The sequence below is a fragment of the Amycolatopsis sp. lyj-90 genome, from assembly GCF_046549035.1.
Classification (GTDB): Bacteria; Actinomycetota; Actinomycetes; order Mycobacteriales; family Pseudonocardiaceae; genus Amycolatopsis.
The window spans coordinates 460,697-475,981 of sequence record NZ_JAJPWP010000003.1 but is presented as its reverse complement, the minus strand read 5'-3'; the positions used below and the strand labels follow the sequence as shown (position 1 = coordinate 475,981).

Annotated in this window: 15 protein-coding genes; 8 read left to right on the top strand and 7 right to left on the bottom strand. The window is 67.6% G+C overall.

What is annotated here, in order from left to right; genetic code table 11:
• Nucleotides 1-413: 413 nt before the first annotated feature.
• The gene (locus tag ACLJPX_RS13730; RefSeq protein ID WP_410600412.1) at nucleotides 414-1,250 is read right to left on the bottom strand and encodes a TatD family hydrolase; all 837 of its coding nucleotides are present in this window, start codon (nucleotides 1,248-1,250) and stop codon (nucleotides 414-416) included.
• Nucleotides 1,251-1,257: 7 nt separating this feature from the next.
• Nucleotides 1,258-3,051, bottom strand: coding sequence for a methionine--tRNA ligase (metG, locus tag ACLJPX_RS13725; RefSeq protein WP_410600411.1), 1,794 nt, complete (start codon nucleotides 3,049-3,051; stop codon nucleotides 1,258-1,260).
• A gap of 62 nt (nucleotides 3,052-3,113) precedes the next feature.
• On the opposite strand from metG, the gene ACLJPX_RS13720 reads away from it, so the two are divergent.
• The 5 genes from ACLJPX_RS13720 to ACLJPX_RS13700 all read left to right on the top strand — a co-directional run bounded on the left by ACLJPX_RS13720 (nucleotide 3,114) and on the right by ACLJPX_RS13700 (nucleotide 7,661).
• Nucleotides 3,114-3,704: a PadR family transcriptional regulator gene (locus ACLJPX_RS13720; protein WP_410600410.1), complete on the top strand. Its 591-nt coding sequence runs from the start codon at nucleotides 3,114-3,116 to the stop codon at nucleotides 3,702-3,704.
• Between the two features lie 88 nt (nucleotides 3,705-3,792).
• Complete coding sequence (locus ACLJPX_RS13715) at nucleotides 3,793-4,803, top strand: ATP-binding cassette domain-containing protein (RefSeq protein ID WP_410600409.1); 1,011 nt, start codon at nucleotides 3,793-3,795, stop codon at nucleotides 4,801-4,803.
• Nucleotides 4,793-5,557, top strand: coding sequence for an ABC transporter permease (locus ACLJPX_RS13710; RefSeq protein WP_410600408.1), 765 nt, complete (start codon nucleotides 4,793-4,795; stop codon nucleotides 5,555-5,557). Before ACLJPX_RS13715 ends, ACLJPX_RS13710 begins: the two co-directional genes overlap by 11 nt.
• Nucleotides 5,558-5,651: 94 nt before the next feature.
• The gene (locus ACLJPX_RS13705; protein WP_101613517.1) at nucleotides 5,652-6,266 is read left to right on the top strand and encodes a glycoside hydrolase family 25 protein; all 615 of its coding nucleotides are present in this window, start codon (nucleotides 5,652-5,654) and stop codon (nucleotides 6,264-6,266) included.
• Nucleotides 6,267-6,383: 117 nt separating this feature from the next.
• Complete coding sequence (locus tag ACLJPX_RS13700) at nucleotides 6,384-7,661, top strand: aminodeoxychorismate synthase component I (protein WP_410600407.1); 1,278 nt, start codon at nucleotides 6,384-6,386, stop codon at nucleotides 7,659-7,661.
• Nucleotide 7,662: 1 nt separating this feature from the next.
• Here ACLJPX_RS13700 and ACLJPX_RS13695 read toward each other — a convergent pair whose 3' ends face one another.
• The gene (locus ACLJPX_RS13695) at nucleotides 7,663-8,622 is read right to left on the bottom strand and encodes a quinone oxidoreductase family protein (protein WP_410600406.1); all 960 of its coding nucleotides are present in this window, start codon (nucleotides 8,620-8,622) and stop codon (nucleotides 7,663-7,665) included.
• A gap of 99 nt (nucleotides 8,623-8,721) precedes the next feature.
• On the opposite strand from ACLJPX_RS13695, the gene ACLJPX_RS13690 reads away from it, so the two are divergent.
• Nucleotides 8,722-9,276, top strand: coding sequence for a QsdR family transcriptional regulator (locus ACLJPX_RS13690; RefSeq protein ID WP_410600741.1), 555 nt, complete (start codon nucleotides 8,722-8,724; stop codon nucleotides 9,274-9,276).
• 3 nt (nucleotides 9,277-9,279) lie between these two features.
• Here ACLJPX_RS13690 and rsmI read toward each other — a convergent pair whose 3' ends face one another.
• On the bottom strand, nucleotides 9,280-10,113 hold the full coding sequence (gene rsmI, locus ACLJPX_RS13685; RefSeq protein ID WP_410600405.1) for a 16S rRNA (cytidine(1402)-2'-O)-methyltransferase: 834 nt from the start codon (nucleotides 10,111-10,113) through the stop codon (nucleotides 9,280-9,282).
• Between the two features lie 68 nt (nucleotides 10,114-10,181).
• On the opposite strand from rsmI, the gene ACLJPX_RS13680 reads away from it, so the two are divergent.
• Nucleotides 10,182-11,753 carry a dolichyl-phosphate-mannose--protein mannosyltransferase gene (locus ACLJPX_RS13680; RefSeq protein WP_410600404.1) on the top strand — a complete coding sequence of 524 codons (1,572 nt, stop codon included), beginning with the start codon at nucleotides 10,182-10,184 and terminating at the stop codon, nucleotides 11,751-11,753.
• Here ACLJPX_RS13680 and ACLJPX_RS13675 read toward each other — a convergent pair.
• Nucleotides 11,704-12,690 carry an EamA family transporter gene (locus ACLJPX_RS13675; RefSeq protein WP_410600403.1) on the bottom strand — a complete coding sequence of 329 codons (987 nt, stop codon included), beginning with the start codon at nucleotides 12,688-12,690 and terminating at the stop codon, nucleotides 11,704-11,706. The two genes, ACLJPX_RS13680 and ACLJPX_RS13675, sit on opposite strands and share 50 nt — an antisense overlap.
• A gap of 118 nt (nucleotides 12,691-12,808) precedes the next feature.
• Nucleotides 12,809-13,054, bottom strand: coding sequence for a hypothetical protein (locus ACLJPX_RS13670; protein ID WP_101610642.1), 246 nt, complete (start codon nucleotides 13,052-13,054; stop codon nucleotides 12,809-12,811).
• A gap of 22 nt (nucleotides 13,055-13,076) precedes the next feature.
• On the opposite strand from ACLJPX_RS13670, the gene ACLJPX_RS13665 reads away from it, so the two are divergent.
• Nucleotides 13,077-13,418, top strand: coding sequence for a hypothetical protein (locus ACLJPX_RS13665; protein WP_410600402.1), 342 nt, complete (start codon nucleotides 13,077-13,079; stop codon nucleotides 13,416-13,418).
• A gap of 78 nt (nucleotides 13,419-13,496) precedes the next feature.
• On the opposite strand, the gene ACLJPX_RS13660 is transcribed toward ACLJPX_RS13665, so the two are convergent.
• The gene (locus ACLJPX_RS13660) at nucleotides 13,497-15,278 is read right to left on the bottom strand and encodes a serine/threonine-protein kinase (protein WP_410600401.1); all 1,782 of its coding nucleotides are present in this window, start codon (nucleotides 15,276-15,278) and stop codon (nucleotides 13,497-13,499) included.
• Nucleotides 15,279-15,285 lie beyond the last annotated feature (7 nt).

Here is a 15,285-nt window from a genome sequence, read left to right as displayed (position 1 = left end):
GGCAACCGAACCGGCGGAAGCGAAGGTGTTCGTCTCTGCGCCGAGGCGCGAGCCATCCTGCCTACTGCTACCAGTCACTGGGTCGTTCCCTTTCCCAAGACGTGAAGGAGCTCGACAACCGCTCCACAACGTCCTTCGTCTCGATGCGCACTTCGGCACACCTCTAGAAGTCCGACACCCGCAGTCAGCGCCATCGTCACGGTTCCAGGCCGTACCGCTCCTGGTTCCGCTTCCCCGACGTGCACTGACGTGACTGTGGGCGTAACAGCCGGAAACCGCATGAGCGGGTACCGACCGGCACGATCACGGGACAGTAACGAACCTCGCCGGGTTGCGCAAACACCCCCCGGAGTGTCGTGACGTTGGTCACTCATCAGAGTGGACCATTGATGATCACTAATGTCGCAATCCGTTCAACTGGGGGTGACTGTCGGCAAACGGAAGACCAGCTCAGCGGTCACTCGCACCGATTCGGCCACCTCGTGCACCGCCTCACCCCTGAACGTGGCGAGGTGGCGGACGGTGTAGGCGGCGCAGTAGGGCTCGTTCGGTCGCCCACGGAACGGATGAGGGGTCAGGAACGGCGCGTCCGTCTCGACGAGGTACTGGCCCGACGGAACGATGCGTGCCGCCTCGTGCAACCCGCGCGCGTTGCGGAAACTGACCGTTCCCGCAAAAGAAAGGACATAACCCGCGTCGATGCACCGGCGTGCGATGTGCTCGTCCCCCGAGAAACAGTGGAAGACGACCTGCTCGGGCGCCCCCTCTTCCTCGAGGATCCGGAGGACGTCTTCGTGCGCGTCCCGATCGTGGATCATCAAGGGCTTGCCGATCCGCTTGGCGAGATCGATGTGCCACCGGAAGGCGTCCTGCTGTGCGTCGTGGGGCGAGTAGTCCCAGTAGTAGTCGAGGCCGGTCTCGCCGACCGCGACCACTCTGGACTGCTTCGCGAGACTCTCCACTTCGGATTTCTCGGCCTCGCCGAATTCCTTGGTGCGCGTGGGATGAATCGCGACGGCGGCCCAGACCCGGGAGTCCCAAGTGGACGCTTGCGCGGCCCATCGGGCGGCCGCGAGATCGTCCGCGACGGTGATCACCCGCGAAACGCCGGCGCGTTCGGCGCGATCGACCATGGCCGTCACGTCAGCCGCGGTGACCGCGCCGCACGCGTCGAGGTGGGTATGCGCGTCCACCACCGAAACCGGCAACCGGTCCGGGATCGGCGGCAGTTCCTTCTTCTCCGCACCCATCAGCTGATCACTTCGAGATCGGTGCCCATTCGGGACCGGTTTCGCCTAGTTCCGGGTCCAGCTTGGCGAACAACGGGGTCGGCTTCTCCAGCGGCTTGCCGACCTCGATCGGCACGGACTTCCAGCGTGCCTGCTCGGTCTTGTAGTCCCCGGTGATGATGGGGTTGATCCGGCCGGGGATGTCGAGGTCCTCGACTTCCTGGAGTTCCGGCTGCGCAGCCCACACACCGGAGCCGCCGAGTGCCTCGTGCACCTTCTGGGCCGAGTGGGGCAGGAACGGGGTCAGCAGCGTGTTGGCGTCCGAGACGACCTGCAAAGCGGTGTGCAGAACACTGTCCCGGCGGGCGGGGTCGTCCTTGAGCTTCCACGGCTCCTGGTCCGACAGGTACCGGTTCGCGGCGGTGACGACACGCATGGCCTCACTCGCCGCCGCCTTGAACCGGGACCGCTGGAGGTGGGCGCCCGCGGTGTCGAACGCCTTGCGGGAGAGCTCCTTGAGCTCCTCGTCGGCGGCCGTGGGGGCGTCCGGACGCGGAATGGCGCCGACGTTCTTGTGGGCCATGGAAATGGACCGGTTGACGAGGTTGCCCCACTCGTTGGCCAGTTCGAAGTTGGTCCGGCGGACGAACTCGTCCCAGGTGAAGTCGGTGTCCTGGGTCTCGGGGCCCGCGACGGAGATGAAGTACCGCAGGGTGTCCGGGCCGAACTCACGCAGGAAGTCGTGGACGTAGATGACCGTGCCGCGCGAGGTCGAGAACTTCGAGCCGCTCATCGTGAGGAACTCGCTGGAAACGATCTCGTCGGGCAGGTGCAGCTTGCCGTACTTGCCGGGGACGCCACCGCGATCGCCCTCGCCGTTGTGGCCGAACAGCAGGGCGGGCCAGATCTGGGCGTGGAAGGTGATGTTGTCCTTGCCCATGAAGTAATAGGAGCGGGCGTCCGGGTTGCTCCACCACTCCTGCCAGGCGTCCGGGTTGCCGGAACGGCGCGCCCATTCGACGCTCGCGGAGAAGTAGCCGATGACAGCGTCGAACCAGACGTAGAAACGCTTCATAGGCTGGTCACGCCAGCCGTCGAGCGGGATCTTCACACCCCAGTCGAGATCGCGGGTGATCGGCCGCGGGCGCATGTCGTCGATCAGGTTCTTGGTGAAGTTGAGGACGTTCGGGCGCCAGTCGGTCTTGCTGGACAGCCATTTGCCCAAGGTCTCGACGAACGCGGACAGGTCGAGGAAGTAGTGCTCGGTCTCGACGAACTTCGGCGTTTCACCGTTGATCCGGGACTTCGGGTTGATCAGCTCCGCGGGGTCGAGCTGGTTGCCGCAGTTGTCGCACTGGTCACCGCGCGCGCCGTCGTAGCCACAGATCGGGCAGGTGCCCTCGATGTAGCGGTCGGGCAGGGTGCGGCCGGTCGAAGGGCTGATCGCGCCCCGCGTGGTCTTGGGAACGACGTAGCCGTTGCGGTGCAGCGCGAGGAAGATCTGCTGCGTGACGTCGGCGTGGTTGCCCGTGGTGGTGCGGGTGAATAGGTCGTAGGTGAGACCGAGTCCCTGCAGGTCCTGGCCGATCTGACGGGTGTACTTGTCCGCCGTCTGCTGGGAGGTCAGGCCTTCGTTGTCCGCCTGGACGGTGATCGGGGTGCCGTGTTCGTCGGTGCCGGACACCATGAGCACCCGGTTGCCGGCCATTCGCTGGTAGCGGGAGAAGACGTCGGACGGGACGCCGAATCCGGACACGTGGCCGATGTGGCGGGGGCCGTTGGCGTAGGGCCAGGCCACCGCAGTCAACACTGGGGTGCTCATGCTTGTTTAGCCTACGGACGTCGTCTAAGGCATTGTTGTCCGGGAGAGGATCGGAGGCCTCGGTGTCCGCCACGCGTCTGCTGGTGCTGGGTGTCGTGCGCATGTACGGGAAGGCACACGGCTACCAGGTCCGGCGCGAACTTCTCTCGTGGGCGGCCGACAAATGGGGCAATGTCCAGCCGGGGTCGATCTATCACGCGCTGAAGAAGATGACCTCCGAAGGCCTCCTGGAACAGGTCGACGACATCGAAGCGGGCAGCGGGCCCGACCGTGTCGCGTACAAGCTGACCGAAGACGGGGAGACCGAATTCCTCGTACAGCTCGGCAGGGCGTTGTCGAGCGACGACGCGACCGGGTACTCGCTGTCGGCGGCGGTCACGTTCATGCCGACCTTGCCCCGCGCTCAGGTGCTGGCCCTGTTGAAACAGCAGCTGGCGAACATGGAAGCGCACGCTCAGTCGACCCACTACGCCCGTGAGCACGCCATCGATCTGGGGAAGCCGCCGCACGTCAGCGAGCTGTACCGCCTGTGGAGCGTGCACGCGGAAGCGAACGTGACCTGGATGCGAGACCTGATCGGCCGCCTTGAAGCGGGCGAGTACGTGATGGCGGGCGAAGGCGACGAAGCCGTGTTCGGCGCGCCGCCCAGGTAATCAAATTTGACCACGGGACGACTTCTAGGGCACAGTGCGTCCTTCAGCTAGTCAAATTTGACTAGCTGAACACCGGAAAGGGGTAGACATGATCAAGGCACGCGGCCTTGAGCGGCGTTTCCGCCGCAAGGGCCGCAATGGGGGCGAGGTCCACGCGGTCAAGGGCGTCGATCTCGACGTGTCGGCCGGGGAACTTGTCGGCTTCCTCGGGCCGAACGGCGCGGGGAAGACCACCACCCTGCGCATGCTGACGACGCTTCTCAAGCCCACCGCCGGCGAGGCCACGGTCGGCGGCTGTGACCTGCTCGCCGACCCACTGGGGGTGCGCCGGCGAATCGGCTACGTCGCGCAGGGCGGCGGCACGGCACCGGCGAGCAAGGTCGTCGAGGAGATCGAGTTCCAGGGGCGGCTGTACCGGATGAGCAAGGCGGACGCGCTCGCGCGCGGGGCCACCCTCGCCGACCAGCTGGACCTCGCCGGACTCGACCAGAGGCAGACCGCGACCTTGTCGGGCGGGCAGCGCCGCCGTCTCGACATCGCACTCGGGTTGATCCACTCGCCTGGTCTCGTCTTCCTCGACGAGCCGTCGACGGGACTCGACCCGCAGAGCCGCGCGAACCTGTGGGAGCACATCCGCAGGCTGCGCGACGAACAGGGCGTCACGGTCTTCTTGACCACGCATTACCTCGACGAGGCCGACGCGCTCTCCGACCGGCTGATCGTCATCGACGACGGGAAGATCGTCGCCGAGGGCACGCCGGATTCGCTGAAGGCGAGGGTTTCCGGTGACGGTGTCGTCATCGGGGTCACACCGGAGTCGGCGGCGGAGACCGCGGAGGTCGCCGGCCGCCTCGAAGGGGCACACGAAATGACCGTCACCGACGGCACGGTGCGTTTCCGGGTACCGCGCGGGGACACCGCGATGCCCGAACTGCTGCGGGCCTTGGACGCGCGTGGCATCGCGATGACGTCCATGCAGGTGCACCGGCCGACGCTCGACGACGTCTTCCTGACCCTGACGGGCCGAAGCCTGCGCGACGCCGAAGAGAGCGCGCCGGTCGGGGACGCTCCGGAAAAGGAGGCCACGCATGTTGCATGACACCTGGTTGATCTTCCGCCGGGACATGCTCACGGCGTTGCGCAACCCGACCTGGCTGGTGATCGGCATCATGCAGCCGCTCCTCTATCTGTTCTTCTTCGGGCCGCTTCTGGTGAAGGCGCTCAACGTGCAAGGCCTGTCCGATGTGGACGGCTGGATGATCTTCACCCCGGCGATCATCGCGCAGCTCGCGCTGTTCGGCAGTTCCTTCGTCGGGTTCGGGCTCCTCGCGGAATACCGCTCTGGCGTGGTCGAACGGATGCGGGTCACGCCGGTGAGCCGGGTGGCGTTGTTGCTGGGCAAGGTGCTCGCCAACGCGCTGCAGACGGTCGTCCAGGCGTTGATCATCATCGCGTTGGCGTACCTGGTCTTCGATTTGAACGCACCGTTCGGCGGCGTCGTGCTCAGCCTGGTGATCGTTTTCCTTCTGTCGATCACGTTGGCGTCGTGTTCGTACGCGCTGGCGCTGACCCTCAAGAGCGAAGACTCCTTCCCGGCTTTGCTCAACGCGGTTCTCATGCCGTTGCTGCTGCTGTCCGGAATCCTGATCCCGATCACCGCGGGCTCGGCGCCGGATTGGCTGTACACGATTTCCCGCTTCAATCCGTTCCGGCATGTGGTGGATGTCGAGCGGAACAGTTTCCGCGGTGACTTCTCGATGGACGCGCTGTTCACCGGGAGCGTGGTGGTGCTGGTCATGGCCGTTCTGGCCATTTGGTGGGGCTCGCGGACGTTCCAACGCGAAAACGCCTGAGACACGCTGTACCGAAAGGTCACCTTGCGGCCGCTCCGCGGACGTAAGGTGACCTTTCCGGCGTACTGGGGCAAAAATTCGAGGACAGGTGACTTTGATCGATCCGGAAGGTGAGCACGGAGTCACCCTGTCCCACCGGGAGACGGTGACGGACTGGGCAGCGGTACGTGGCGCCGACATCCGGTTCGCTTCGGTCACCGTCAGCGAGAACACCAACTGGCGGGACGTCGCCGCGGAACGCAATCTGGCGGGCGCGCAGCACGCCGGGATCCACACCGGCGCACGGCATTACGCGCGTCCCGGCGCGGTCCACGACCAGGCCGACCATTTCGTACGGACGGCGAGCGCGCTCGGTGCCTTCGCGCCCGGTTCGCTCGCGCCGGCGCTCGAAGTGGAGGCGCCCAGTGTCGACGACCGGTTCATCAAGGCGTGGATCAAACACGTCAGGCACGCGGCGCGCGTCGAACGCGTTCTGGTGTACGCGGGGCTCGACTGCTGGACGAACCGCCTGCATCCGGACAAGTGGGCGGACAGCGAAGTGGTGTTGTGGCTGGTCAGGCACAACGAGATCCCGGGAAGGCCGGGCTGGTTCCACTCGCGGCTGGGATTGCACCAGCACGGTTTCGGCACCGGGCTGCCCGGCGTGAACGGGCCGATCGCCCAGGACGCCGTGGTCTATCCCTTCGCGCTCTCGGACCTGCTTTTGTAATGCCTCCGTGACTGCGGGTATGCGTGACGTCACCGAGGCCGGCCCGCGTGGTCGCGGATCTCACTTTCCGGCCGAGGCGGGTTGCGTTTCCGGCCACCCGGGCGGAGACAATGTCGCGTGCGGTTGATGTGCCGGAGGCTGCGGACGGACGTCGCGCCCGAGCGGGCGCTGGCGGCTCTCGGGGTACGCGCCGCGGCCCTCGGTCTCGCGCCCCCGGCCGCGCTTTGCGGAGACTGGTTTTCTTCGCGCGCGGTCATCGCGCTGAGCGCTCCCCTCGTTCCCGTCCAGGACGTGGCCGAGGCTTTCGCGATTCCCGCCCGGATGCCTTCCGTTCGTGACGTGGTGCCCGGCGCGATCGGCGGCGGCTGGTTCGGCTACCTGGGGTACGACCTGACCGATCCCTCCGGCCGTTCCGGCGGCCTGCCCCCGGCCGTCTGGGGCTGGGTCGACCGGGTGCTGCGGCTGGACACGGACGGTTCGTGGTGGTTCGAAGCGCTGGTTCCCGAGGATGCCCCGGACCCGGTCGGTGAGGTTTCCGCGGTGGAATCCTTGCTCGCCGACCTTCCCGAAGCGACGTCCTGGAGTTCCGGCCCGCTGTCCCGGCCGCTTCCGTCGGAGCACTACGACGCGGTGAAGGCCTGCGTGCACGCGATCGAAGCCGGTGAGCTGTTCCAGGCGAACATCTGCGCTCGCTTCAGCGGAGGATTCGACGGGGATCCGATCGCGTTGTTCGCCGAAGGCACGCGCCGCCTGGGGGCCCGCAGGGCGGCGTTCCTCGCCGGCGACTGGGGCGCGGTCGTGTCGTTCTCCCCTGAGCTTTTCCTTGCCAGACAAGGACGGCATGTCCGGTCGACGCCGATCAAGGGCACCATGCCGCGGCGGAACGCCGACGACGAGCATCTCGCTCAGCGACTGCGGGAATCCACCAAGGACGTCGCCGAGAACGTGATGATCACCGATCTCGTCCGCAACGACCTCGGCCGGGTGTGCGCCACCGGCAGCGTGCGCGTCCCCGAACTGCTCAAGGTCCGGCCCGCGCCCGGGGTCTGGCATCTTGAGTCCACAGTGGAGGGACAACTCGCCGACGGGGTCGACGACGCGGCCCTGCTCGCGGCCACCTTCCCGCCGGGTTCGGTGACGGGCGCGCCGAAGATCCGCGCGCTGGACCTGATCGCCGAGCTGGAGCCCGCGGCGCGCGGTGTCTACACGGGCGCTGTCGGCCTCGCTTCGCCGATCGCGGGGCTGGAACTGAACGTCGCGATCAGGACCTTCGAAATCCACGACGGCACGATCGCGCTGGGAGTCGGCGGCGGGATCACCGCCGACTCCGACAGCGAAGCGGAATGGCAGGAATGCCTGCACAAATCCGCTCCGCTCGAACGCCTGCTCGGCTGAGCTACTTCGTGGGGTCCAGGAGGAGCTTGCCCGCGGTGCCGCGCGAACGCAGGGCCTCGTGGGCGGCGCGGGCGTCGGAAAGCGCGTACTCGCCGCCGGCGACGGCGCGAATCCGGCCGTCCAGTGCCAGCGAGAAGAGCTCGTCGAGCGTGCGACCGAAGACGTTTCCGGGAAGTTTGAAGGCGTGCGGCAGCCACATCCCGGACACGGTGGTGCTGTGCCCGAGAAGGTTGCGGGCTTCGATCGGCTTCGGCTGCTCGCGGCTGGCCATCCCGTAGAACGCGAGCCGGCCGAACGGCGCGAGGGCGGCGATGCTCTGGTCCGTGACGGTGCCGCCGGTCATGTCGAGAACGATGTCGACACGCTTGCCGCCGTTCGCCTCGCGGAGCGCGTCGGTCATGTTCTCGGCGCGCGAATCGATGGCGACGTCGGCGCCGAGTTCGAGGGCGAGTCCACGCTTCTCGTCACTGCTGGCGGTCGCGATGACGCGGCTCGCGCCCCAGGCCTTCGCGAGCTGGACGGCGATGGAGCCGACCCCGCCCGCCGCCGCGTGCACGACGACGGATTCGCCGGGCTCGAGATGGGCGCTCTTGCGCAACAGGAGCGAGGCGGTGGTGCCTTGGACGATGAAGGAGAGCGCGGTCAAGTCGTCGATGCCGTCGGGCACGCCGAATGCGGTGACCTCGTCGGCCACCGCGCGCTCGGCGTAGCCGCCACCGCCGTTGAGCAGCGCGACGACACGCTTGCCCTCCGCGGTGCGGCCGACGACCTCGCCGCCGGGCACGAGCGGGAGCTTGCTCGGCGCGAGGTAGGAGTTCTCGGCTTGATGCGTATCGGCGTAATTGACGCCGATGCGATCGACGTCGACGAGCAGCTGACCCGGGCCGGGAACGGGATCGGGCAGGTCGACGAGGTTGAGCACCTCGGGTCCGCCGAATTCGGTCACCTGTACTGCGCGCATCCGCTTCCTCCTCATCGAGATGAGACATTCTTGCATATGTCTCATCCATGAGACATAGCGTGATATGTTTCACTCATCGAAACCGCACTCGAACGCCAGCTGACCTCGCCGCGCCCGGACGCCCTGCGCGCGTTCACGATCGCGCGCGCCTGGTTCCTCGACGGGCGCCGGGTGGACATGGGCGAACTCGCGGGCGAGCTGGGGATCAGCCGGGCCACGTTGCATCGCTGGGTAGGCGGCCGGGATCAGCTGCTCGGCGAGATCCTGTGGTCGATGACCGTGGAGGTTTTCGAAGCGCGGGCTTCCGGCAAGCTCGGACGCGGCTCAGAGGGGATCGCGGAGCTCGTCGGCACCTTCGTCCGGACCGTGAACGACTCGAAACCGTTCAGGGAGTTCTTGCGCGCCGAACCGGAACGGGCGCTGCGGATTCTGACGACGAAGGCCAGCGTGGTCCAGAGCCGGGCGATCGCGAAGATGTGCGAGTTCCTGGACGAGGAGGTCGCGGCCGGACGGCTCACCCCGCCACTGCCGGTCGAGGACCTGGCCTATCTGCTGGTCCGGATCGGCGAGTCCTTCATCTACACGGACGTCATCACCGGCGCCGAGCCCGACGCCGCGAAGGCGTACGCGGCCGCGAGAGCCCTACTGTCCTAGTCCTTACTTACGGGACGCGAGGACGGCGTCGTAGAGCTCCTTCTTGGAGACTCCCGTGGCCTCGGCGACTTCGGCGGCGGCGGATTTGAGGCGTTCGCCCGCCTCGACCCGCGAAGAAACTTCCGAAACCAGGTCCGCGACGCTCACCGAACGCGGAGGCGCACCCGCCAGAACGACGGTGATCTCGCCTTTGACGCCGTCGGCCGCCCACGCGGCCAAGTCCGGCAGATTGCCGCGTTTAACCTCTTCATACGTTTTGGTCAGTTCACGGCAGACGGCGGCGCGACGGTCGGGGCCCAGGACGTCGGCGGCGTCGGCGAGCGTGCTCGCGAGGCGATGCGGAGACTCGAAGAACACGACCGTGCGGGGCTCGTCCTTCAGCGAGCCGAGCCATTTCGCGCGTTCACCGGGTTTGCGCGGGGCGAACCCGTCGAAACAGAAACGGTCGCAAGGCAGTCCGGACAACGCGAGCGCCGTGGTCACCGCGGACGGACCTGGGAGGCAGGTCACCGGCACGTCCGCCTCGACGCACGCCGCCACCAGGCGGAATCCGGGGTCCGAAACGCTGGGCATCCCGGCGTCGGTCACCAGCACTACCGTCTCGCCCGACTGGAGCGATTCGAGCAGTTTCGGCAGGCGGGCGGTCTCGACGTCTTCGTAGAAGCTGACCACCCGTCCGACCGGCGAAACGTTGAGCGCTGCGGTGAGAGAGCGCAGGCGCCGGGTGTCTTCGGCGGCGATCACGTCGGCCGTCGCGAGGGCTTCGGACAGGCGCGGCGAAGCGTCACGGACGTCTCCGAGCGGGGTGGCTGCCAGCACGAGGCGTCCTTCGGTCATTCCCGAAGGTTAACCGGTTCGCAGATCCGGACACCGAGTTCACTCTTCCGCCCGTAGGATCATGCCCCGTGACCGCACTGCTGACCCGTGACGACGAGAGCGTGCGGCCGGATCCGGTCGACGCGCTCCGGCCACCGAGCGACCGCGAGGCCACCCTCCTCGGCCGCGGCATGCCGACAGACCGCCTGCGCGGCTGGATCGTCACGCTGGTGCTGACACTCATCGGTGGCATCGTCCGGATCCAGAATCTGGGAACACCCACGGACAAGGGCACCCCTGTCTTCGACGAGAAGCACTACGTCCCGCAGGCGTGGCAGATGCTGCGCAACGGCGGTTACGAAGACAACTACGGCTACGAGCTGATCGTGCACCCGCCGTTGGCGAAGCACCTCATCGCGATCGGCGAGTGGCTGTTCGGCTACAACGCCTGGGGCTGGCGGATCATGCCGGCGCTGGCGGGCACGCTGATCGTGTTCCTCACCATCCGCGTCGCCCGGCGGCTCACCCGCTCGACACTGCTCGGCGCTGTCGCCGGGATCCTGGTGATCAGCGACGGCGTGCTGCACCTGCAGTCGCGGATGGGCATGCTCGACATCTTCATCGCGGTGTTCGTTCTCGCCGCGTTCGCTTGTGTGCTGTGCGACCGCGACCAGGTGCGGCGGCGGCTGGCCGTGGCCGTCCGCGAGGGCTGGATCGAAGAGTCCCGGTTCGGCCCGAAGCTCGGTTTCCGGTGGTGGCGGTTCGCCGGCGGCCTGATGATCGGGCTGACCTTCGGCGTCAAGTGGTCGGCGCTCTACTACATCGCCGCGTTCGGCCTGCTCACCGTGTTCTTCGACGTGGCCGCGCGCCGCGCCGCCGGGGTGCAGCGGCCTTGGGTCGGGACGCTGCGCCGCGACGTGCTGCCCGCGCTGTGGGCGATCGTCGTCATCCCGATCCTGGTGTACCTCGCCTGCTACTGGGCCTGGTTCGCGAGCGAGACCGCGACCGACCGCAACTACGTGGCGATCAAGGACCTCGATCCGGGCTTCTGGGCCTGGATGCCACCCGCGCTGCGGTCGCTCGGCGACTACTCGATGAACGTCCTCGACTTCCACGCGAACCTGGTGACCCCCAAGGACAAACCGCATCCGTGGGAGTCGAAGCCGTGGACCTGGCCGATGGGGCTGCGGCCGATGCTCTACGCGTACGCGGGCGGCACCGACGCGACCGGTTGCGGCGAGTCGACCTGTATCCGGGCGACGATGCTGATCGGGACGCCGGCCATGTGGTGGCTGGCCCTGCCGATGCTCGGCTGGAGCCTGTGGCGGTCGTTCTTCCGAGCGGACTGGCGCTACGCCGCCGTGCTCGTCGGCTACTTCGCCGGGTTCCTGCCCTGGTTCACCAACCTCGACCGCCAGATGTACTTCTTCTACGCGACGCCGCTGGCGCCGTTCCTGGCACTCGGGTTGACCTTGATCCTCGGCCAGATCCTCGGCGGCGTGAAACGCGGGTTCGAGCGGCGGGGCACGGGCATGCTCGTCGTCGCCCTCTACGTGGGTCTCGTCGTGGCCAACTTCGCCTGGCTGTGGCCGATCCTCAACGGCAACGCGATCACCAATGAGCATTGGAACGCCGAGTTGTGGCTTCCGTCCTGGAAGTGACCTCGGCCTGATCCGGTGACCGGCGGCGTGTGAACCGGGCGCGGGCGAAGACGCCTGCCGCGACCAGTGCGGTGATCGCGACGATGCACACGAGCGACACCGCCGACGGCCTCAGGCGGGGATCCGGCAGCTGCAAGAGCAGCGCGAACACCGGCGACAAGGTCGTGATCAGTGCCGCGGTGATCGGTTCGGCATGCCGTACGCCGACCTGGAACAGGTACATCGGCAGGGCCACGCCGATCACCGCGAGCACGGCCGACGGCACGAACGCTTCCCCGAGCCGGGGCGTTTCGTCGAAGGCGGTGAAAGCCCAGCCGATCGCGATGATCAGCCAGAAGCGGGTGGCGAGCACCGAACGCGGGCTGTTCCCAGCGTCGCTGAGCCGCTTCGAAAACATCACGTTGCCGGTCGACGCGAGCCCGCAAACGAGGGTGAGAACGATGCCGAGGACGATCTCGGCGCCGGGACGCTCACCGACACCGCTGTGCCCGGCGAGGGAGGCCCAGACCAGCACGACGAGCAGGCCGCAGATACCGATCGCCGTGGCGATCTCCGCACGCAGGACCGCGCTGCCGCGGCGCAGGAAAGTTCCGAGCAGCACCGTCAGCGCCGGGCCGATCGCCAGGCTGATCACGTTGACGATGGCGGGCTCGAGGAATTTGAGCGCGTACAGCATGCTCAGCCAGGTGACCGCGGTGGTGACGTTGATGGCGAGGACGTCGGCGCGCTGCTCACGGAACGGGCTCAGGGCCGCCGTCAGCCCTCTTCTCACGACGTCGGCGCCGAAGAAGAAGGCCGCCGCGAGACTGAGCGAAATCGCCGCGACGCTGAGGGGACTCAAAGTCTGGACCTGGTTGCCGGCATAGACGTCGAGCGTCGCGGTGAACACCGCGAACGCCACCAAGGGCACCAGACCGGTGCGTGCGGACGTGGCCATCATTCCCCCATTTGCATGTACGTACATCAAATGTAGATACATGCAGATGTTTTCAGCGGGCATGTCGCCCGTCAAGGTCGGATTTCTTCCTTTGCCTGTGACACTCAGGGCCTAGTTGTTACTCTTCCCCGGTCAGCAGCACTTCGACAGGGGGCACCATGACGATCCGACCGCTCGCCACGACCTTCGCGGCCGCGGCCCTGTTCCTGCTCGTGGGGTGCGAGGAACAGACGGCCGGGAGCGCGTCTCCGCAGCCTTCGGCGGTTCCGGGCACCTCGACCGCGCCGACGAGCAGCAGTTCGAGCGCTCCCGCTACGACCGCTTCACGGCCTTCAGCGGCTTCGGCGACCGCTTCGCCGGTCACCAAACCCGCCACCGGTGGCCCGGTGGCGCACACGCCGGTCGGCGCCGCGAGCGTGATGGAGGAGTTCCACCACGCGCTGGGCGCCAAGAACCTGGAAACCGTCTGCCGGATTTCGGCGCCCGCCTACGACGGCGGGATCAAGGAGTGCCGCAGCCTCACCCCGATGCTGTTCGAGATGTTCACGCCCGAGGATCTGAAGAACCTGAAAGCCGCCCGGGTCGATCCCGCGAAGGTGCGGAGCAAGGGGCCTGACCAGGTGACCGTCCCGCCCACGGCGATCGCGCCGAAGGCGACGATCATGGACAGTGACCCCAAGACGTTCACCATGGCGTGGCGCGACGGGACCTGGGTCATCATCGACTGAAAGAGCAAGGGACCTTTGCTGGCGTTCGTTAGCACACTAACGAACGCCAGCAAAGGTCCCTTGCTCTCTTTTCGCAGGTCAGCGCGGGTGGCGTTGGGCCTGCGGTTGCTGGTGGGGCTGGGGTTGCGGCGGATGCTGCGGAGGGCGGCGCTGCACGATCTGGGTCACCGGGCCGTCCGGCGACTTGCCGGCGCGGGCCAGCCAGCCTTCGACGTCGCGGCGCACGGCGGTGAGCGTCGGGCGGCGGCGGGGCTCCTGGTCGAGCGACGCGATGAGGATCCGGGCGTGGGCGCTGCGGTTCGGCAGCTTCGAGACCGGTTCGGCGCGGGCGGCGGCCATCAGCGCGGCCATCGGGGTCTCCCGGGTACCGCGGGGAGGCTGGCCCGACAGCGCGTAGCTGACCGTCGCGGCGAGCTGCCAGGCGTCCGAAGCCGGGCTCGCCGGGGAGCCCATCGCCTGCTCGGGAGCGACGAAATCCGGCGTGCCGATCATCATCCCGGTCGCGGTCATCTTCGAGTCGCCCTGACTGCGGGCGATGCCGAAGTCGATGAGATGGGCGAGCCCGTTGCGGTCGAGGATGATGTTCGACGGCTTGAGGTCGCGGTGCAGCACACCCTTCTCGTGCGCCGCGGCGAGCGCGCCCGCCATGGTCGACCAGAGGCGCCCGGCGGCGATGTCGTCGAGCGGACCCTGCGAGTCGACGATCTCGGCAAGCGACTTGCCTTCGAGGTACTCCATGACCAGCGCGAGCCCGTCCGGCTCCTCGACGAGGTCGTACACGCGGACGCAGTTGGGATGGTTCACGACGGCCAGAGCCCTGGCTTCGCGCTGCATCCGCTCCTCGGTGTCACGGTCCGGCGCGTGCGCGATCTTCAGCGCGACCGTGCGGTTGAGCTGGGTGTCGACCGCTTCCCACACGGTGCCGAAGCCACCGTGGCCGAGCCGTCGGACGCGCTTGTAGCGGCCGCCGCCGGAGTTGCGGGACCCAGGAGGGGCCGGGACCGGACCAGGCACAGCGGCCAGGGCGGGCGGTTCGGGCGCCTGCGCGAGCGCCGTCGCCGGGTACTGCTTGGGCGGCGGCGGGGGCGGCAACTGCTGCTGCGGCTTCGGGGCGGGCGGCTCCGGGCGGTACGGCTCGATCTTCTGCCGGGGCTGCGGGTCCGGCCGGTTGATCACCGACCACGGCGGCGGGCCGACCAGCGCGACCGGGATCAGGCCCAGCACACTGAGCGGCAGGAAACCGAGCCAGAAGTGCACGGCGGTGTTCGCGCCCATGCCGACGCTCGCCAGCACCATCAGCACGAACGGGATCCAGAAGAAGCGCGAAGGCCACTTCGGTCCGCGGCGGAACGCTGTGCGCGCCTGCAGCATGACGAACAGCAGCGACAGCGCGGGCAACCCGACCAGCAGGATCAGGTAGACGATGTACGAGAGCTGCATGCCGTTCGGGTAGAACAGCACCTCGTAGACGTTCTGGCCGCCGCCGAGGTACACGCTCTGCTTGCCGATCAGCGGGCTCTGGTCGGAGGTGAACGTCGCCAGGTCGCTGGAGCTGAACCCGGATTCACCGCCCGACTTCGTCGAGGCGGCCTCCTGGTAGACCTGCGAAAGGCCGGTGGCCAGCACCCAGGGCAGCAGGAAGACCGCGACGACGCCGATCCCGCCGAAGACGGACAGGGTCACCACGTCGTAGCGGTTGCCGGTGCCTTTGCGGATGATCGCGACGATCATCGCTCCCAGTGCGGGCAGTAGCGCGACCAGCGCTCCCGCGGTGCTCGTCGCCCACACCCAGTCCCCTGGCCAGATCCCTGGCCCGAACAGGCTGTGCGCGAACGAAAGCAGCGCGCTCGCTAGCCCCATGGCCCTG